The organism is Solibacillus sp. iso_87 (genome assembly GCF_056173085.1).
In genome coordinates this window covers 363,342-382,821 of sequence record NZ_CM149656.1, presented here as the reverse complement: position 1 = coordinate 382,821, position 19,480 = coordinate 363,342, and the positions used below count along the sequence as shown (strand labels likewise).

General features: G+C 40.5%; 20 protein-coding genes. 2 read left to right on the top strand and 18 right to left on the bottom strand.

Annotated elements, in window-relative coordinates:
* Window positions 1-57: 57 nt before the first annotated feature.
* The 10 genes from AC0VXV_RS01920 to AC0VXV_RS01875 form a co-directional block, all read right to left on the bottom strand.
* On the bottom strand, window positions 58-339 hold the full coding sequence (locus tag AC0VXV_RS01920; RefSeq protein ID WP_079523823.1) for a hypothetical protein: 282 nt from the start codon (window positions 337-339) through the stop codon (window positions 58-60).
* The gene (locus AC0VXV_RS01915) at window positions 340-1,053 is read right to left on the bottom strand and encodes a pirin family protein (protein ID WP_475530112.1); all 714 of its coding nucleotides are present in this window, start codon (window positions 1,051-1,053) and stop codon (window positions 340-342) included.
* A gap of 148 nt (window positions 1,054-1,201) precedes the next feature.
* Window positions 1,202-2,002 (bottom strand): carbonic anhydrase, encoded by an 801-nt coding sequence (locus tag AC0VXV_RS01910; protein WP_475530111.1) that lies wholly within the window; start codon window positions 2,000-2,002, stop codon window positions 1,202-1,204.
* Between the two features lie 253 nt (window positions 2,003-2,255).
* Window positions 2,256-2,474, bottom strand: a complete 219-nt coding sequence (locus AC0VXV_RS01905; RefSeq protein ID WP_475530110.1) for a hypothetical protein — start codon at window positions 2,472-2,474, stop codon at window positions 2,256-2,258.
* 2 nt (window positions 2,475-2,476) lie between these two features.
* Window positions 2,477-3,001: a hypothetical protein gene (locus AC0VXV_RS01900; RefSeq protein WP_475530109.1), complete on the bottom strand. Its 525-nt coding sequence runs from the start codon at window positions 2,999-3,001 to the stop codon at window positions 2,477-2,479.
* A gap of 21 nt (window positions 3,002-3,022) precedes the next feature.
* Window positions 3,023-3,457: an SgcJ/EcaC family oxidoreductase gene (locus AC0VXV_RS01895; RefSeq protein WP_475530108.1), complete on the bottom strand. Its 435-nt coding sequence runs from the start codon at window positions 3,455-3,457 to the stop codon at window positions 3,023-3,025.
* A 32-nt stretch (window positions 3,458-3,489) separates the two neighbouring features.
* Window positions 3,490-3,972: an N-acetyltransferase family protein gene (locus AC0VXV_RS01890; RefSeq protein ID WP_475530107.1), complete on the bottom strand. Its 483-nt coding sequence runs from the start codon at window positions 3,970-3,972 to the stop codon at window positions 3,490-3,492.
* Window positions 3,973-4,307: 335 nt separating this feature from the next.
* Entirely contained in the window at window positions 4,308-5,498 is a 1,191-nt protein-coding gene (locus AC0VXV_RS01885) for an acyl-CoA dehydrogenase family protein (RefSeq protein ID WP_475530106.1), read from the bottom strand.
* A 10-nt stretch (window positions 5,499-5,508) separates the two neighbouring features.
* Window positions 5,509-6,681 (bottom strand): saccharopine dehydrogenase family protein, encoded by a 1,173-nt coding sequence (locus AC0VXV_RS01880; RefSeq protein ID WP_475530105.1) that lies wholly within the window; start codon window positions 6,679-6,681, stop codon window positions 5,509-5,511.
* 89 nt (window positions 6,682-6,770) lie between these two features.
* Window positions 6,771-8,252, bottom strand: coding sequence for an aldehyde dehydrogenase family protein (locus AC0VXV_RS01875; RefSeq protein WP_475530104.1), 1,482 nt, complete (start codon window positions 8,250-8,252; stop codon window positions 6,771-6,773).
* A 194-nt stretch (window positions 8,253-8,446) separates the two neighbouring features.
* Here AC0VXV_RS01875 and AC0VXV_RS01870 point away from each other — a divergent pair, with 194 nt between their 5' ends.
* Complete coding sequence (locus AC0VXV_RS01870; RefSeq protein ID WP_475530103.1) at window positions 8,447-9,244, top strand: TIGR00266 family protein; 798 nt, start codon at window positions 8,447-8,449, stop codon at window positions 9,242-9,244.
* Window positions 9,245-9,290: 46 nt separating this feature from the next.
* Here the strand turns inward: AC0VXV_RS01870 and AC0VXV_RS01865 are convergent, their stop codons facing one another.
* From AC0VXV_RS01865 to AC0VXV_RS01845, 5 genes are all read right to left on the bottom strand, one after another.
* The gene (locus tag AC0VXV_RS01865; protein WP_413079293.1) at window positions 9,291-10,115 is read right to left on the bottom strand and encodes an undecaprenyl-diphosphate phosphatase; all 825 of its coding nucleotides are present in this window, start codon (window positions 10,113-10,115) and stop codon (window positions 9,291-9,293) included.
* A gap of 24 nt (window positions 10,116-10,139) precedes the next feature.
* On the bottom strand, window positions 10,140-11,210 hold the full coding sequence (locus tag AC0VXV_RS01860; protein ID WP_475530102.1) for a metallophosphoesterase: 1,071 nt from the start codon (window positions 11,208-11,210) through the stop codon (window positions 10,140-10,142).
* 248 nt (window positions 11,211-11,458) lie between these two features.
* On the bottom strand, window positions 11,459-13,654 hold the full coding sequence (locus tag AC0VXV_RS01855; protein WP_475530101.1) for a sensor histidine kinase: 2,196 nt from the start codon (window positions 13,652-13,654) through the stop codon (window positions 11,459-11,461).
* A 144-nt stretch (window positions 13,655-13,798) separates the two neighbouring features.
* The gene (locus AC0VXV_RS01850; protein ID WP_475530100.1) at window positions 13,799-14,485 is read right to left on the bottom strand and encodes a response regulator transcription factor; all 687 of its coding nucleotides are present in this window, start codon (window positions 14,483-14,485) and stop codon (window positions 13,799-13,801) included.
* Between the two features lie 156 nt (window positions 14,486-14,641).
* Window positions 14,642-15,508: a DMT family transporter gene (locus AC0VXV_RS01845; protein ID WP_475530099.1), complete on the bottom strand. Its 867-nt coding sequence runs from the start codon at window positions 15,506-15,508 to the stop codon at window positions 14,642-14,644.
* A gap of 121 nt (window positions 15,509-15,629) precedes the next feature.
* Here AC0VXV_RS01845 and AC0VXV_RS01840 point away from each other — a divergent pair, with 121 nt between their 5' ends.
* Window positions 15,630-15,860: a DNA-binding protein gene (locus AC0VXV_RS01840; protein ID WP_475531382.1), complete on the top strand. Its 231-nt coding sequence runs from the start codon at window positions 15,630-15,632 to the stop codon at window positions 15,858-15,860.
* A gap of 54 nt (window positions 15,861-15,914) precedes the next feature.
* Here the strand turns inward: AC0VXV_RS01840 and AC0VXV_RS01835 are convergent, their stop codons facing one another.
* From AC0VXV_RS01835 to AC0VXV_RS01825, 3 genes are all read right to left on the bottom strand, one after another.
* Window positions 15,915-16,901, bottom strand: a complete 987-nt coding sequence (locus AC0VXV_RS01835; RefSeq protein WP_475530098.1) for a homoserine dehydrogenase — start codon at window positions 16,899-16,901, stop codon at window positions 15,915-15,917.
* Window positions 16,902-17,533: 632 nt separating this feature from the next.
* Window positions 17,534-17,932, bottom strand: coding sequence for a hypothetical protein (locus tag AC0VXV_RS01830; protein WP_475530097.1), 399 nt, complete (start codon window positions 17,930-17,932; stop codon window positions 17,534-17,536).
* A 188-nt stretch (window positions 17,933-18,120) separates the two neighbouring features.
* Entirely contained in the window at window positions 18,121-19,425 is a 1,305-nt protein-coding gene (locus AC0VXV_RS01825; RefSeq protein WP_475530096.1) for an O-acetylhomoserine aminocarboxypropyltransferase/cysteine synthase family protein, read from the bottom strand.
* Window positions 19,426-19,480 lie beyond the last annotated feature (55 nt).

Here is a 19,480-nt window from a genome sequence, read left to right as displayed (position 1 = left end):
AACTTGGGTCCTGTCTAAATAGTAGGCAGGGACCCTCATTTTTATTATCGTGTATGATTACACCGGATAAACGGTTTTATGATCAGCCAAGATTATACATTTACTTTCATCCTCTAAGAAACGCACATCCCCTTCTGATGAATAGAACCATGTTTTTTGATTCTGGTTATCTTCTTCCACATAAAAAATATTGAGTTCATCTCTGAATTTTAATAATGTATTGGCAATTTCTTGATCAACTTTAAATGAAATTTCCCAACTGTTTTCAACTGGTTTGATCTCATATTCTGTAGTTTCGCAGAATAGTCTGCTGCCGACAGTATGACGTACATATAGCATCTATCCTTCACCTCCAGGCAGATCTATTAAAAGGATAAATGCATCCTTTTTTGCTTTTATTGTTAACGAATGAAGGTCGGTGATTCGTGCATCATCACGTCTTTGTAACGTAACATCCCCATTTAGTGAAACTTCTCCTTCAATGACAAATACGTAAATTTTACGTCCTTCTTCTTGCCGGAACTGAATTTCTTTTTCCGCCTCTAATTTTGAAAGATATAGTGTAACGTCCTGATGGATCATCGCTACATTTCCCCCCGCATTATGAGAAACGACTGGTAACAATTCATTTCTTAACTTATCAGGGTCAAACGTAATATCTTCATATGATGGCGTTAACTGTTTCTGATTTGGAAGAATCCATAACTGTAAAAAGTGAGTATCCTCAGCTTCTGTTGGATTCACCTCCGAATGAAGGACTCCCGTACCAGCTGTCATTCTTTGCACATTGCCGTACTGAAGTGTACCGACATTCCCTAAATTATCTTCATGCTTTAACTGCCCCTTTAATACAATGGATACAATTTCTGCATCCCTGTGCGGATGAATGCCAAAGCCTTTGTTCGGTTTAACAATGTCATCATTTAAAACACGCAATGGACCGAATTGGATATTTTTTTCGTCATAATACGGACCAAATGAAAAACTAAAATGTGTTTCTTGCCATTCATTTTTTGCTGTAAAACGCTTAGTAGAAGGATTATGTACAATCACTCTGAATCACCTTTCCATCATCGAAATAACTTATCTTGAATTCAAGATAAGTATACAGTAAATAAAAGGAATCTGCTATATAATTGAATCGTTAACATTAACATAAAAAAACACGCAAACCATGGTTTGCGTGTTTTTACTTAACTCTTCATTCTCCATTTTTATTAATTTCCCGTTCATTTATCGGCTGAACAGGACGGTGATTGTCCGGGAAAATTTGCTGGAATGCTTTTATTTGTGCTTCTGACATTTCAATCGGCTGCTCAAAAACAATCCACTGTACTTCTTCTGTACAAGGAGGTGTCGTTAATGAACCGGCGTATTGGAAAGTCGTTTCATTTTCTGGCAGTAGAGCTTGTAAGTCAATGACATGTTCTTCGGAATCACCTTTTGCCGATTTATCTGTCGGTAATTCATTCCACATTGAAGAAAGAAGTTTGTTTTCATTTCCTTCTTGAATCATCAACCCAATAACTGCCAGCTTTCCATTCTCGTCACTATGTACTAGATGCAGTTCCATATCATAGTTTTGGCCGTTAAACTGATGCTCACTTGGTGTATGGAAATGAAATTGTGAAAGCTTGTACTCATTATTTTCAATAATAATGTGATTGCTTTCTGTTGTCGCATTCGCCTGTATCGTATGACCATTATTTTCTAATGTAAACGGTCTTGGTTCATAGTGAATCTCAGTCCCTTTTAAATTTTCATCTGCTTTTACTTCGGGAATTTCAACATTAATCGGCGATTGTTCGCTTCCATTCACACATGTTAAATTACTGGGATCGAGTTCTCCCCAGTGTTCAGGTCCAGTCGATTCCTCATAAGACCAGTCACTCTGATTAGCACTTGTTGTAATTACTTCTTTTTCTTCACTTTTTTGTTCCGCGCATGCAGCAAGCATCAAACTTGAGAACATTGCTAAAAATAAGTATCCAAGTTTCTTCATCTTCTGTAGCTCCTCTTATCTCTAGAATAATAAAATTACTCCATATATAATTATTTTATCCAAATAAATATACTGGAATATTAAAATTCGGTTAATATAACCTATTCCTTTTTCCGTATATAGAATCATAATCTACACTTCTTTTAGTCATTTATACTTCATTTAGCATTTGCTCTTTCAGCTTATTTATAACTTAGAATGTAAAATTGCTTCATAAAAAAAGAGCGAGCTCAGTATACTAAGCTCCCCCTTTTCACTCTATATTCGCCCAAAGACGATCCGTTATTTTTTTAAAGCTTGCGTCTTTCAATTTCAGCAGCACCGGATACATTGCATAATCAAAATCTGCGAGCCTTCCCTGTTCATCCGGTGTAATATGATGAACATCTTCATCACAAGAAACTTCCGTAAATAATTCAACATCTTTTGCTGTAGATGTACGTTCAAATGTAATGATATCGCCTATTTTCAAAGTTATTCCTCCCTATTTTTATATTTCCAAGCTAATCGTTTTTTCACTTCTTCCACCATTTCATGATCCTCTGAATGCATTGCGTCATAGAACTCACTATGCTTCGTATAGTCTCTTAAGTCCATGGATATTAAACGGGTAGCCTTCAGTACTTGATAAAAATCTGCAACTTCTTTTTCAGAGAGCGGTGAACCATTTGCATAATTCATAAAATAGATTTTTGTATCATCCACTGTATCCTGCCATTCTGAATGTACCGTACCGCCACTGAAAAACAGATTAATTACATTCCAAAACTCTTTAGTAAGCCTGTTGAAATCCTCTTCATTTTCATCAGTTAATGGTTCACTAAAGTCGTATTCAAGTAGAGCTTTAACCGTATCTCTCAATAGAGGATTTGCGTATGTATATTGCGCACTTATTTGTTCTTCCAATTCGTTTACCCGATCTTGTGCCGGGTGGACAAACCAAACTACACCACATAAAACGACCGCACCCAGCACACCCTTACTCTTCCAGCTAACCATTCCTATCACTCTCCACTGAAACTAAAGCAACTGCCTTAATTCTTCCGCCATTTCCTCCACTAATTCCGGCCTTCCATGAAACTGTGCAGGAGTATTTTGAAATAGCTCCACTTGCCAGCCGTTGTTCTTTTTCACAGCGACCAGTGTTTGATGGGCGTTTACGGCAGGCTCAATATCTGATTTTCCAGGAGGAATCATTCCCGCAATCGCATATAAAATTGCTGCATCTGTTCCAAGCGATCGTATCTTTTTTACTTTCGTTATAAATGGAGCTGTTGGATGATTTTCAAAAATAGGCGTAAGATGCGCCAAAATTTCTTCTTTGCCAATTAACTTACTGCCATCAAATCCAATTTGGACTCCCTGATCTGCAAATTGATCAGACATCTCTTTGGCATCACGTCTATTCCAGGCATCAATTAGTTTATTGTAAAGGTTTTGAACTTCAGTATTCATATTAATTTCTCCCCTTGATTTTACTGACAAAGCTACACATTCAATACCATTCGCACTGTTTTTAACGTATGGCCTTCAAATTGATCATCGAACTCTTTCACCACTTGAAAACCTTTTGCGTCATAAAAGCTCTTGCCAATTTCATTATCCTTTTCAACATTTATATAGATTTCCTTTAAGCCGCCCAGTTCATTAATTCCTTTTTGCAATAAAGCCGAGCCAACCCCTTTTCCCTGGTATTTTGGATAAAGGTAAATAGCCCCTAGTTCAGCTTTCCCTTCTTCATTAACAGGAGAGAAATTCGCGAACCCTATAATATTGCTATCGATTTCAGCTACAAAAAGAAAAGAACGTTCCAATCGCTGTTTCATCCTTTCATCATTGTAGGCCGTCTTTAGAAATATTTCTTGAATCTCCAAAGGAATGATTCCCTCATATGTAGCATTCCAAGATTTTTTTGCCACATCCTGAACTTGTGGAATGTCTTCAGCATGCATTGTACGAATTAGTGCCATTTTACTCTCTCCTCCTTAACTCTGATTAGTTATATAAGTCAATATTAACATGAATTACCAAAGTATAACGACACCTTTATTTATTAGGCTAATTCCTCAATTTTACAGACATCTATTGCTACACATGTGAAAATTTAACAGCCAGTTTCTAGACGGTATTCGCCACTTGAACTGACTTATTCGTCAACTTCTTTTCCATATTCATCAGTTCACTCAACATAACCGCCTACTCCAGCAACATATTCGCCAAGCCCCATCCAAAACAACCGGATCACCAGTCCCCCGCTTGCAATACAAAAAAGCGAAAGGTCACTAAAACCTTTCGCCTCATCAAATTATTCAAAAGGCCAGCTTGGCAGCATACAGCGTAACTTCTTATCTGCACGTTTCCCAAGCACATAATCTGCCTGCATCATTGTATGAATTTCGCGTGTCCCTTCATAAATGACCGGTGCTTTGGAATTCCGTAAATAACGGGCTACTGAATATTCATCGGAATAGCCGTATGCCCCGTAGATTTGAACCGCATCATCCGCTGCTTTATTCGCAAAGTCGCACGCTTGCCATTTGGCGAGCGATGTTTCCCTCGTGTTACGCACGCCTTTATTTTTCAGCTCTCCTGCGTGATACACAAGCAGGCGACTCATTTCATAGCCGGCCTCCATTTTTGCGAGCATTTGACCGACTAGTTGATGCTCACCAATCGGTTTGCCGAAAGTTTCGCGTTCTTTACAGTACTTGACGCTCGCTTCGATGCATGCCTGAATTAAGCCGACCGCGCCTGCAGCAACCGTAAAACGGCCGTTATCCAGAGCGGACATCGCAATTTTAAACCCTTCTCCCTCTTCACCGAGCAAGTTTTCTGCCGGAATTTTGACATCCTCAAAGAACAGTTCGCCTGTATTGCCTGCACGAATACCGTATTTGCCTTTAATCGCCTTCGAGCTAAACCCAGCCCATTCACGCTCCACGATAAATGCCGAAATGCCGTGATGTGCTTTTTCCTTATCTGTATAGGCAAATACAAGGAAATGGTCTGCGATATCACATAAGGAGATCCAAGTTTTTTGACCGTTCAAAATATAATAATCGCCATCACGTTTTGCAAATGAACTCATCGCCGCAACATCCGATCCGGCACCAGGTTCTGTCAGTCCGAATGCACCGATTTTCTCGCCCTTTGCCTGAGGCAGCAAATATTTTTGCTTCTGCTGTTCTGTGCCCCATTGCATGAGCGTCATACTATTTAAGCCAGTATGCACGGAAACGGCCGTACGAAATGCCGTATCCCCGCGCTCCAGCTCTTCACAGACAATTGCAAGTGAATTATAGTCCATTCCTGCTCCGCCGTATTTCTCCGGTACACAAACTCCCATTAACCCCAGTTCAGCAAGTCGCTTCCATAAATTTGGATCAAAACCGCCGCCAGCATCCCAATCGGCAATATAAGAGATAATTTCTGCATCAACAAATTGTCTTACTGTTTTTCGTAAAAGATTCTGTTCTTCCGTAAATTCGAAGTTCATACCCTCACTCCTACCACTTTACAATCATTGATGAACGGTGTGATGTTTCTTTAATATCCACACCTCGCTTCGCCATTTCCTGAATAAACTCACGACCTGGCACAACAGTTTCAGGTGCAAATACACCACGCTCCACAATCAGTCCCTTGCCAATCATTTGGGCCACGATTGAAATTGTATTTGCCGTTGCACGTGCCATCGCCGTCACATTTTGCTCAGTATCTTTTCTTACGACCATTTCATATTCATACGTAATTTGCTCTTCCGACTTTTCTCCTGAAATAATTGCACGCAATAGGACAGCATCGACATTATCGCCGATATCCAGTTTTTTCTGTAATACTTCCCTCGTTACTTCCCGGACATTTACTTCACGGCCGCCTGCTTCAACTTTATTGTTTTTATCAAGGAAGCCTAGTTCAGCTAGCAATTTAAATTGTTCCGCATGACCTTTATAGCGGATCGTTTTGTATTCGAGTGTTTTCACATGAGGGAATGTTTTATATAAAGTTGAAATTCCGCCTGATGTATAGAATGCTTCTAAGACTCCGAACTCGTCAAAGTAGATCGGCTCCAGTCCAGTTAAAGACTCGACCTCTGTAAGAACACCTTTTTGAATCATTTTCGAAGGCTCTGTATAGTGGTCGAATACCCCATCCAGCGAGAACACACGAATGTAATGCAGTGGAGGCTGTGGCGTTGTTGGAATACCACCTACATAAAGTTTAATCGAATCTACAGAATCAAACTTTGTTGCCCCGTAACCTGTCAAAATATTGATCATTCCCGGTGCTACACCTAAATCCGGAATAATCGTCACACCTCTATCGACTGCCTGACCGTGCAGTTCGAAAATAGATTCTGTAATTCCGCCAATGTGGCCACCTAAATCTACCGAGTGCACCCCTGCATCAATTGCAGCTTTGGCAACACGTTCATTGAACTTATAGAACAGGGCATTCACTACTACATCACCACGGCTGATGACATCGTGCAATGCTTTGTCATCTTCTGCATCAAGCTGAATTACTTCCACCTTATCTGTATTCAATGTATTAACGAATTCCTTTGCAGGACCTGTTGAAACATCGGCTAAATATATCTTTTCCACATCTTCACTAAGGACTAAATCGCGCGCTACTTCTTTCCCCATCAACCCTGCACCTAACACTACTACTTTCATGTAAACATCCCCCTTTTTATTAAGTCAATTACGCATCAGCGTGATTGCGTCCAGAATTTTGAGATGTGATGATTCTTAAAAATGAATCATCAAGCGTTATTATCGATTTGGGCACGTTGCAACTTGCCGCTGTAGTCTACATAAATACTCTTCCATTCCGTATAAACATCAAGAGCTGCCTGACCTGAATCGCGGTGACCATTTCCTGTACCTTTCGTCCCGCCAAACGGCAAGTGAATTTCCGCGCCTGTTGTTCCGGCATTTACATAAACAATACCTGTATCAAGCAACTGCTGTGCTTTGAAGATTGTGTTGACATCTTGCGAGAAAATCGAGCTTGATAAGCCAAACTTTACACCGTTATTTACTTCAATGGCCTCTTCCAAACTGCTGACTTCAATAATACTAATGACAGGACCGAAAATTTCCTCTTGTGCGAGAATGCTTGATGCTTCCACATCGGTGAAAATTGTCGGGGCATAGTAATAGCCTTTTGCCAATTCGCCTTCAGATAAAATTACTCCGCCAATCAGCAAATTCGCTCCTTGCTGCTTACCGATCTGTACATAATGATTGATTTTTTCCAGCGCAGCCTTATTAATGACAGGACCTACTTTAATTGAAGGATCCAACCCGTCCCCGATTGTCAGCTGCTTCGTTGCTTCCACAAGACGATTTTCCAACTCCTGTTTTACATTTTTATGCACAATTACACGGCTGCATGCTGTACAGCGCTGCCCTGCCGTACCAAATGCGCTCCATAAAATCCCTTCCAAAGCTAAATCTAAATTAGCATCATCCATTACAATGACCGCATTTTTCCCGCCCATTTCAAGCGAAACTTTTTTCAGATGTTTTCCGCCAAGCTCTGCTACTTTGCTGCCTGTCGTTGTTGACCCTGTGAAAGAAATTACACGGATGTCCGGATGCTCGACAATCGCTGTTCCGACTGTAGGACCTGAACCGAATACTACGTTGACGACACCTGGCGGCAAGCCGACCTCTTCAAATATTTTTGCAAGCTCGTAAGCCATAAAAGGCGTTTCGTTAGAAGGCTTCCATACAACCGTATTACCAGCAACGAGCGCAGGGAATGACTTCCATGTCGCAATTGCAATCGGGAAATTCCACGGCGTAATAAGTCCTGCCACCCCAATCGGAGCGCGCACACTCATCGCAAACTTATTCGGCAATTCCGACGGGACCGTTTCTCCAAATAAACGTCTACCTTCCGCTGCCATATAAAGTGCCATGTCGATTCCTTCTTGTACTTCTCCGCGCGCTTCTTCAATGACCTTGCCCATTTCCTTCGTTAATATTTGCGCGAGATGTTCTTTCTTTTCTTTTAGTTTAAATGCAATTTCATATAAATAATCCGCTCGTTTTGGCGCAGGGACAAGCGCCCATTCTTTTTGAGCCGCTTTCGCCTTTTGAGCAGCGAGTTCGACTTGGAATTTTGTCGAAAGTGGTATCGTTCCTAACTGTTCACCATTTGCAGGATTGATCACAGGCATCATTTGCAATGAATCGTCTTCTATCCATTCTCCACCAATAAAATTTAACAGCTTCATTTCTCCACCTCACAAATTCTCATTTACCTTTTAATTATTCGACATTCTCTACTTTATTCCCTTTTTTTCTCAAAAAGAATAACAGATACATATTATTCGATGACAAATATTATTTTCATCCTTTTGAAACTTTTGGAATTTTCAAGCGTATCTATTATTGTAAATATTAAATTGAATTGTAAGGAGATATAAAAATGAAAAATCATGAAATCGACTACGTCCTACACGGCGATGATATGCAGTTTGTAGAGGTGGAGCTTGACCCGCAGGAGACGGTTGTGGCTGAAGCCGGAAGTTTAATGATGATGGAAGATCAAATCCATATGGAAACCGTATTCGGTGATGGCTCGGCAAATCAGGGCTCCGGATTGATGGGGAAATTACTTGGCGCAGGAAAACGTTTAATCACAGGCGAAAGCTTATTCATGACAACGTTCACTAACAATGGCATGGGCAAACGTAAAGTATATTTCGCTTCTCCATATCCAGGTAAAATTATTCCGATGAATTTAAGCGAATTGGACGGTAAAATCATCTGTCAAAAAGACGCTTTTCTAGCTGCGGCGAAAGGTGTTTCGGTTGGCGTAGAATTCCAGAAAAAATTAGGTACAGGATTCTTCGGTGGTGAAGGATTCATTATGCAGAAGCTTGAAGGAGACGGTATGGCTTTTGTACATGCAGGCGGAACAATTTACGAACGTAAACTGCAGCCAGGCGAAACATTGCGCATTGATACAGGCTGTTTAGTCGCGATGACACAAGACGTAAATTACAATATCGAAATGGTAAGCGGCATTAAAACGGCTTTATTCGGTGGGGAAGGCTTATTCTTTGCAACGCTTTCCGGACCTGGTACAGTTTGGGTACAATCATTACCATTCAGTCGTCTGGCTAGCCGTGTGTTTGCTGCAGCACCAGTTTCTCAAGGTGGTGGCGGTAAAGACGCAGGTGAAGGCGGTATCGGCGGATTATTTGATCTGTTCAATAAATAAGCACAAAAAGGAGCAGTCCCGAATTCAGGACTGCTCCTTTTCCTTTTTATACAGCTAAAACAATAATTAAGATTAGTGCCAGTACAATTCGGTAAATCGCAAATGGCGTTAATTTCACTTTTGAAATCAGCTTTAGGAAGAATTTAATCGAAATAAGTGCAAATACAAATGCGCTCACAAAGCCGACTACATAAAACCAAAAGTGATCGGCGTTAATTTGGTCCCAGTTCTTAACAAGCGACAAACCGCTTGCCCCTGCCATAATCGGCACGGCCATAATGAACGTAAAGTCCGCAGCTGTTTTATGATCCAACCCAAGAAGTACCCCGCCTGAAATCGTTGAGCCTGAGCGTGAAAACCCTGGCCAAAGCGATAGACATTGGATAAGTCCTATTTTCAATGCTTTACTGTACGAAATATCATCCAATGACGTAATTGCCGGTTTTTTCGGTCCAAATTTATCGGCAATAATCATAAAGATCGCTCCGATAATTAATCCTATAATTACAGTTTTGATACTGAATAAATTTTCATCGATAAAATCTTCAAACAGCACTCCAAAAATACCAGCTGGAATAATACCGACAATTACATGTCCTAAATTAAAACGCGTCTTTTTCTGACCTTCTATTTTATATAATCCAACTAAACTTAGTAATCGTTTCCACATAACGAAAACGACCGCTAATATTGATCCAAGCTGAATTACGATTTTAAATGTATTTGCCGAGCCGGACCCTAAAAATTCCTTCGTTTGCAGCCACATATCATCAACAATAATCATATGTCCTGTTGAGGAAACAGGCGCAAATTCGGTCATCCCTTCGACAAATCCTAAAATTAAAGCTTTTAAAAGCTCAATCCATTCCATTTTTCCGTTCCCCTTTTTGCAATCTTATTCGCTAAATTTTACATCTATAACCCATAATTCGGAGCGACTGCCGATACGTGTCGGAGGCCCCCAAAAACCAAAGCCGCTCGAAACAAGCGCATGTAACTGCTCTTTTTCAAGAAGACCGTAATCCAACTCAAAAACTCTTTCTGTTATGAGATGGTTTGGCCACATTTGACCGCGATGCGTATGTCCGGAAACATGAAAATCCACACCTAAACGGGCTGGCTCATCCAAATCCAGCGGTGTATGGTTCATGACAAACCAAGGTAAGTTTTCATTTTCAGGCTGCATCTCTTTTAAAGCTAAGCGGTTCACATTTGTCGCATCTTCCCGCCCTGTTAAATAAAAACGATTCGCCACTAAAATTGTTTCATCCATTAAAATGTTAACGTTCGCCTCAGCCATTTCCTTTTTAAATTCAGGAATCTCATTGCCGTAATATTCATGGTTCCCCAGTACTCCGTATACACCATATGTCGCCTTTAGATTTTTCATCACTTCGCCCATATCTTTTTCGACAAAGCGCTTTGGACTATCATCGACAATATCACCCGGAAGAAGCACTAAATCGGGATTTTGTTCATTTGAAAGTGCAACAAACTTATTCAAATGCCCTTTCCCTGACAACAAACCAAGGTGGAAATCCGATGCCATAACAATACGCATATCCTCTCCAGGCTTATCGATGTTAATTGTAGCATTTCGTACTACCGGAGAATATGCAAAATATGTACCTGCAATTAATAAAACGATCAGTAAACCGACTACTCCTGTACCAACCAGTTTCGTTGTAAGCGGTGTAAACTTAATGATTAAATTTGCAATGATACAGAGGATAAGCCCGTACTGCAAAAAGAACATCCAATAGCTGCCAAGCACCGAAAGTGGCGTTAACAGTGGATGGAGCTTTCCTATAAAATAACCGTATGATACGAGAAACAGCACTGTCCAATAAACAATCGGCCAGCGAAATTGCTGAATCGACAACAGCCATGCCCTAAAATTCCAGCCAAGATAAAATGTAAGGCCGCTATATATCACTAATGCCACTATGCCCAAAAGTATACGCATCGTAATGTTGCTCCTAACTTTATTTGTCATCTGTAATGTTGCTATTTTACTATATTTTGAGTATATGGCGTTAGTCAATAAGCTTTTATAAAGTGGTGAGAGGTGTGACGGTTACAGTTCTCTAATAAAACTGTTTTTTTTTAATATGACGTTCACTTGTTTTAATATAAACGGGATTTTCTAATATCCTCGCCCCCCAAAACAAAAACTACAGCAAGGCACACTTCCCTCGCTGCAGTTTTCATTCATTATTTATCTGTCGGGATACTAACCGTCACTTTAAACAAATCCCCATCAACTGCGATGTCCAATTGCCCGTCATGCAAATCAACAATCGACTGTGCAATCGCTAGCCCTAGCCCTGAGCCTTCTGTATGACGTGATGTATCGGCACGTTTGAAACGCTCGATTAATTGGGATGCTTCCTCGTTCAGTTCGTACTTCGCTACATTTTTCACGGTCAATTCCGCATTGCCTTCATGCGACTTCAAATTGACGTAAACACGTGTGCCTTCCAACGAATATTTCCGTGCATTAATAATCAAGTTATCAATAACACGCCACCACTTTTGCCCGTCCACACGAGCATAAATCGGCTGCTCCGCAATATTGATACGTAAATCCAAATTGGCAGCTGCAAAGTCTTCGCCATGCTCACCGACCGCCTGCTGCAACAGTTGTGCTAAGTCGATGCGCTGTTTCGTAATTTCTACATTGCCGCTTGCCATTTTCGATACTTCAAATAAATCTTCAATTAATGTTTTTAAACGATTCGATTTCGCATCTAAAATCTCGATATATTTTTTTCGCTCATCCTCTGTGATCGATGGATTTTTCAGTAAATCCGTATACGTTATAATCGATGTGAGCGGTGTACGCAAATCATGGCTGACATTCGTAATCAGCTCTGTTTTCATCTGCTCACTTTTTGCCTGTTCATTCATACTGTTACGGACACCTTCACGAAGCCCATTTAAATTTCCGGCATGTCTCGCTAACGGAGAATTCCCTTTCACCTTTAAATTCTTTGTAAGACGGCCATGCGCCATGTTTTCAGTATGCTGCATAATACGGTTCAGGTAGCCCATACGACGCATAAAAATGTAAAGTGCCGGAATGAAGAACACTACAAATAAGAACATATAGAACATGAAAACGCCGAAACTTCCTGATGTCATAACAACAGCAAATCCAAAGCCTCCAAGGAAAACAACAAGAAGCAATATTAGTGACTGCATCCCGATTGAACGATTTTCAAACATTGAGATGGCACCATCTACAAACTTCGCTGTAAATGTCTCCGGCCAGATTTCCTCCAGATCACGCTGCCCTTTTAAACTTATAAATATTGAGGAAACCATAAAGACGATTGCGACAATAAGCGCAAAACTTAAAACGCCTGATACGATAAAATCCATAAGAAAGCCGGAACGATTATCCGTATAGTAATAGATTAGCGTCTGGATGGATCTTGTAAAAGAACCGTTAAATATAAACGCGAAGTATGTTGCAATAAGAGTTGCCACGATGCGAATATCAATCGGGAAACGTTCGAATATTTCACGTAGCTGGAACTTACGATTAAATTGCTCAAGCGTTGGTTCTAAAGACGTCATTAATAAAATAAAACTGATGATTCCAGCAAGAATAATGCTGTAATACACATATTTTGTAACAGTAAATGCCTGCTTTTCTTTTCCTAATTGCGAATTTGCAAACGCTGCTTTCGGTACCGTCACAACACCGGAAATGCCTGACAAGTCTCGCTCGATTGTATAGCTGCTATTTAGAATACCGAGATCATCATGCTCAATAAAATCAATCGTATAACTACCTGTTAAGTTTGTTCCAACATTTTTATACGTTTCTTCATAAAGCGACTGCTCATCTACATCTCCGCGACGGTATACTTCCCCTGTTTTTTCATCTTTAAATTCATAAGCAAAGTATTGGTGATTACTTGAAATACTTTTCTTTTCATCTTCCATATACTTCAGCTCTTGCTGAATCGCTTTTTTCTTTATTGCAATAATTTTCTCTTTTACATATTCATCATCTTCAAAGTTTTTCTTAATGTCGGCAATTTTAGCGTCTCGTTCTTGTTCAATCGCCTCAACGACTTCAGAATCCTGTGCTACCTCTATATCGCCGGCATATTGTTCTTTAATATTTTGAATTTGCTCAGCAAGCGTGCCGTAATATGTACGGTAATTGTGGATTTCCTCTTCACTTGCTGTTAATGCTTCTTTAAAATCCTCTTCTGTGGGGCTCTTAAATACATTTTGCGAAAGTTCATATACTAGCTGCTCTGCTTCATTATTAAAATTTTGCGATTCATAAAAATTCTTTCCTAAATAACGACCGCCATTAGTAAAAACTAAACTGACTGCAGTTGCCACCATAAATATAAGAAAAAGCTGGAGGTATAATTTATTGTTTTTCATTTTTCTTCCTCCTCACTTAATTATAAAAAATATAGAAATTGCTTTACTAAAGGTACAAAACGCCCTGTCAAATAGTCGATAAAATATGTCCCGAGAAAATAAAAACCGAATGCCGCGCCGAGTGCTCCAACCCAAGAGAGAATTTTACTTTTCAATTTTATAACCCAATCCCCAAACTACTTTTAAATAACGCGGGTTTTTTGGATCTGCTTCAATTTTTTCTCGGATCTTGCGGATATGCACGGCAACAATATTTTCGGCATTATAAGCGGGTTCATTCCATACGAGCTCATAAATATCGCTGATCGAATAGACGCGCCCCGCATTCTTTAATAGAAGCTCGGTTATTTTATACTCGGTCGGTGTCAGTTTGACAGGCTCTCCGTCCACACGGATTTCCCGCGCCGCAGCATCCAGCTCAAGTCCTTCGACAAGCGGAGCGGATTCTCCTACCGTGCCGAGGTTCACATAGCGTCTAAGCTGTGACTTTACGCGTGCCATCAGTTCAAGCGGGTGGAACGGCTTTGTAATATAATCGTCCGCCCCTACTGAAAGCCCGTGGATTTTATCGGTTTGTTCCGCCTTTGCGCTGAGCATAACAATCGGGATATTGCGTTCTGCACGAATTTTGAATGTGGCGGTAATTCCATCCATATTCGGCATCATAATGTCTAAAATAATGCAGTGTACTTCATTTTGTTCAAGCAGTTCGATTGCCTCAAGCCCGTCTGCCGCTTTTAACACCCGGTAGCCTTCATTTTTCAAATAAATTTCTATGCCGTCCCGGATGTCCTGATCATCATCTGTTACGAGCACCGTCAGCTGATTCATCTTGCTCACCTCACAACTTTTTCTTATAAGTTTATAATAAAGCCCATTTCTTAACATCTCACTACTGTAAATCTGAAGAAATTCTTAAGATTTCTTATTTAAATTCAAAGAGGTTCCAATTTCACCGCGGACTTATGCCAATAAAAAAACTGCCTCCTATGAAGCAGCTTTCTTTGTGCCGAATGTTAGCACAACTATTCCACCTAATAATAAACTAACACCGATCCATGCAACAAATGTTAAATGTTCCCCTACTAAAAACACACCGAGTAATGCGGCTGTTAAAGGTTCGGCTAAGCTTAATGTCACTGCGGCTGACGAACTGATTTTCTTTAAGCCACCTAAAAATAATATGTATGCCAAACTTGTAGCAGCAAGTGCCATAAAAAGAATCGGCCAAATATTTACGCCTTCTGTCAGCCAGCCAAAACCGTCTTTTGCTGCGAGCGGCAACAAAAACAGTGCGCAGATGGAAAAAGTCATTGCCACAGCAGGCAATGTTTCTTCCCTTTTCATCAACTGCTTGCTCACATTCGTATAGAGCGCAAACATGGAACCTGCTGTCAATGCTAACCCAATGCCAAGCGGGTTAATCGCCGTCTCACCTTGATTCATAAATAATAGTAAACAGCCGACAATGGCGAGTACTGTCGCAATTGCCCATACGAGGGTTGGCCGGACTTTCCAAAACACCCACTCGATGATTCCCGCAAATACCGGCGCACTACCGATTGTTACAACCGTCCCTACTGCAACTCCTGTAAAACGGACAGATGTGAAAAACAGACTTTGGAATAAAGCAATCGCAATTGCTGCTAAAATGGTCCACTTCCATGACCAGTTACGGAACGAGATTTTCCGCATTAAAAGAACCGCCAGCAGCAACACCCCGCCTCCAATACCAGACCTTACACCCGCTACCGCAAAGGAAGAAATCCCTTCTGACAAAAAAGTTTGTGTTGTTCCGACAGTCCCCCAAAGCATTGCAGCCAGCAGCACAAACAGATACGGTAAAATATTCACATCCCACACCCCATTTAATTATATTAATTATGCTATCATACGTTGTAAGTCTATTCGAGATGAAGTTTTATTAAAATCGTTTTATAATAAGGTTAACTAAAACTAAAAAGGAGGCATCATGATGTATAAAACGGTAGAACAAACTGCAGCAGATATAGGCATGCCTGAACATCAGGTTTTACAGTACATTTATGCTGGTCGCATTAAAGCAGTGCATGATGGTGAACACTTTTTAATTAATAGTGCGCAATTTTATACGTACCATCAACAACTCGAACGAATTAAAGAAGAAATCGAAATCTGGAGGAACACACCGATTCCTGAAGATATCGATATAAAAGATGAAGATTAAAAGAAAAGAAGCGAATTCGTCCATAGAGTTCGCTTCTTTTTTATTTTCTTCTTATTATATAGTTACTGTAAATCCCGCACGTTTACCGATAATTTCAGCGTAATCTTCTACCATTACACTTGCAGTCGGATACATTCCCGCTCCAGGTCCAATTACAGATAATGTTCCGATGTAGTTTGTCTCCATCGTTACTGCATTGAACACATCGTCTACTGGATAAAGCGGGTGTTCATTGTTTACTAGTAATGGTGCCACTTTTGCCTGAATCGTACCGTCTTCGAGTTTTTCCACTTCCGCCACATGACGATAACGCAGACCTTGCGCTGTTGCTTCCACTACTTGCTCTGATGAGATTGTATCGATGCCGATCACTTCAACATCTGCCCAATTTGGCTGTTCTCCAAATGCAAGGCTCGATAAAATCATAAGCTTTTTGAATGCATCCTGACCCGACACATCATTAAATGGATCTGCTTCAGCATAGCCTAATTGCTGCGCTTCTTTTAACGCTTGTTCAAAGCTCCAGCCTTCCGCACGCATCTTTGTCAAAATATAGTTTGTCGTTCCATTTAAAATTCCTTGAACACAGCTTACTTCGTTGACAAGAAGAATGTTTTTCATTGTTTTAATAATCGGCACACCGCCTGCTACCGTTGCCTCGAAGCCTACGAAAACACCATTTACTTTCGCCAATGCTTCAAGCTCCTCGCCCCGTTTTGCAAGCATTACCTTATTCGCTGTAATGACATGGCATTTCGCCTCAACAGCGCGCTTTAAGTAAGTGAATGCCGGCTCTTCATTTACAATCGCTTCAAATACAACTTGCAGATTATTTTCCGCCAGTACGTCATCCATTGATTCCGTCATTAAATGTTTTGTGCCCGGTACACGCTCACGGCTTGCATCGGTTACTAAAATCTTCGCGACCTCCAGTTCAACACCTAGCTTTTCGCGAAGCTCCTGCCTCTTTTCATTTAAAATATGGTAAATTCCCTGACCTACTGTGCCAAATCCTAAGATCGCTGCTTTGATTGTTGCCATTGCCTTTCTCCTCCAAATTCTTAACACACATATATTAACGAATAATTCAAAAAATTTATCTTAAAGAAAATTCTATCCTATATAATACATGAAAACAAGGGGAATCTCGCCTAGAAGGACATTTGTTTACTGTAAACGGTCAATATTCATCCAAATTTTATTCTTTAAGAGCTAATTTAGGGACTATGACGTAAGTATTTCCAGTCATTTCTTGTATTTGGGGCTAGGTGGTAAGAGCGTTTTGTTATTTTCTAATATATTCGGAAATCATCTAATATATTTTAAAATGTTCTAATAAAATTGTGGTCTTCTAATATAAACATTTAATGTTCTAATATGAGGCCGGAATGTGCTAAAATCCTCGCTTAATCTTCTAATATCGCTCACACTTCTTCTAATAACCCGCACCAATGTTCTAATAAAAACGTTACCACCGTTTCAGCACCCGTTTTTTGCCTTCAAAAATGCATACCCAAACCCCAAGTTCATCCAAATTCTAATAACATCACCATTTCTTCTAATATCCCCAAAACTTCTTCTAATAACCGTTTCTATTCTTCTAATAAACGGCATACACCGTAAAAAAAATAAAAAACACTAGCAAGGGGGCTCGCTAGTGTTCCGGAATTATTTTATACTGCCACGTTTATATCATTGTATGCCCGTAAACGATATGCAGTTAAAATCTTGGTCATGACGATTTCCTCTTTTGCCGAGTAGTTAGGGACCGCGTATGGGCGCTCCACTAACTGAAATTCACCATATTTTAAGAACCATTCTCTGGCTGGCGATAAAATATGGGCTGTACCATGAATTTTGTATTCTTCGGCAACTTCTTTTATAACATAACCCGCTGTGGCATGATCGTGAGCTTGTTCTGAGAAAGCACTGTGTCCAAAAACATGCTGCCACATAGTATTCACATCCGCCAAAATTTGCTGGATCGCGCAAGCGTTCACAAATTCCTTTACGTCATTTAGTTCATAAATAATATAGGCAGCAACGTTTTGTGCACTGTATACTTTCCCCATGTTGAACAACTCCTTTTCTTCCAATGATGCTGCAACATCACTTTAAATTTTTTCCGGTTGGTAATATTATTATTCCAATTGTATTACTCGGTATTACATTTGTCAATAAAACTTATGAAAATAGTAGGAATTAATTTTCTGAAAGTTACTTAGCTTCTCGAATGGGAAAAGCTAAGCCTTTTTAAGTTTTATGCGTTTGTTTCTGCGCCTACTTCAATCGCAACTTTCGCTAATGCCTGCTCTAAATCTGCGATAATATCTTCTGCTGCTTCTAACCCGATCGATAAGCGAATGAGCTCTTCCGATACGCCGGCAGTTTTTAATTCTTCCGCAGATAACTGTTGGTGCGTTGTACTTGCAGGGTGGATAATCAACGAACGGGCATCCCCAACGTTTGCTACATGTGAGAACAATTTCACGTTATCAATTACTTGACGCCCTGCTTCACGTTCGCCTTTAATGCCGAACGTAATAATTGATCCGAAGCCGTTTTTCAAATACTTCTTCGCTAAATCATGTGTCGCAAAATCTTCAAAGCCGTTGTAATTTACGTATTCCACAAATGGGTGGTTTCTTAAATACTCGGCAACTTTTTGTGTGTTTTCATTGTGACGGACAATACGCAAATGAAGCGTTTCAAGTCCTTGCAGGAAGTTAAATGCCGCGTCAGCAGATAATGTTGGACCAAAATCACGCAATAGTTGAACACGAAGCTTTGTCGCAAATGCAGCGCCTGCTGTGTCAATTCCGTAGCGTAGACCATGGTAAGAAGTATCCGGTTCTGTAAATCCTGGATGTCTTCCTTGCGTCCAGTCAAACTTCCCGGCATCAACGACAATTCCGCCGATTGTCGTTCCATGACCGCCAATCCACTTTGTTGCAGAATGAATGACAACATCCGCGCCGAATTCGATCGGATTACTTCCGTACGGGGAAGCAAATGTGCTGTCGATTAATAAAGGAAGACCGTTGTCATGAGCGATGTTTGCTACCGCTTCAATATCCAGTACTTTCAAGCTTGGATTTCCGATAATTTCAGCGAAGATCGCCTTCGTTTTATCCGTGATTGCCTCTTGGAAGTTTGCAGGATCTGATTCATCCACAAATTTTACTGTAATACCGTAGCGAGGCAATGTAGTTGCGAATAAATTGTAAGTCCCACCGTAAAGTGAACCTGCCGCAACAATTTCATCCCCTGCACCGGCTACGTTTAAAATCGAAAATGCCACTGCTGCTGCGCCAGATGAAAGCCCTACTGCAGCTGTGCCCCCTTCTAATAAAGCAACCCGTTCTTCAAATGCCCCGACAGTCGGGTTCATAATACGAGAATAAATATTTCCTGTTTCCTGTAATGCAAATAGACGTTGCGCATGAGCTGTGTCGTTAAATGCATAGGCCGTTGTACGGTAAACCGGAACTGCGATTGCCCCTGTTTCCGGGTCTGGCTTTTGACCCCCGTGTAATAATAAAGTTTCTGGTCTTAAATTTGTCATTTTATTACCCCCAAAAATTTAATCGATGGTGAAATCGGTGTTTTTTGAGGAGGAT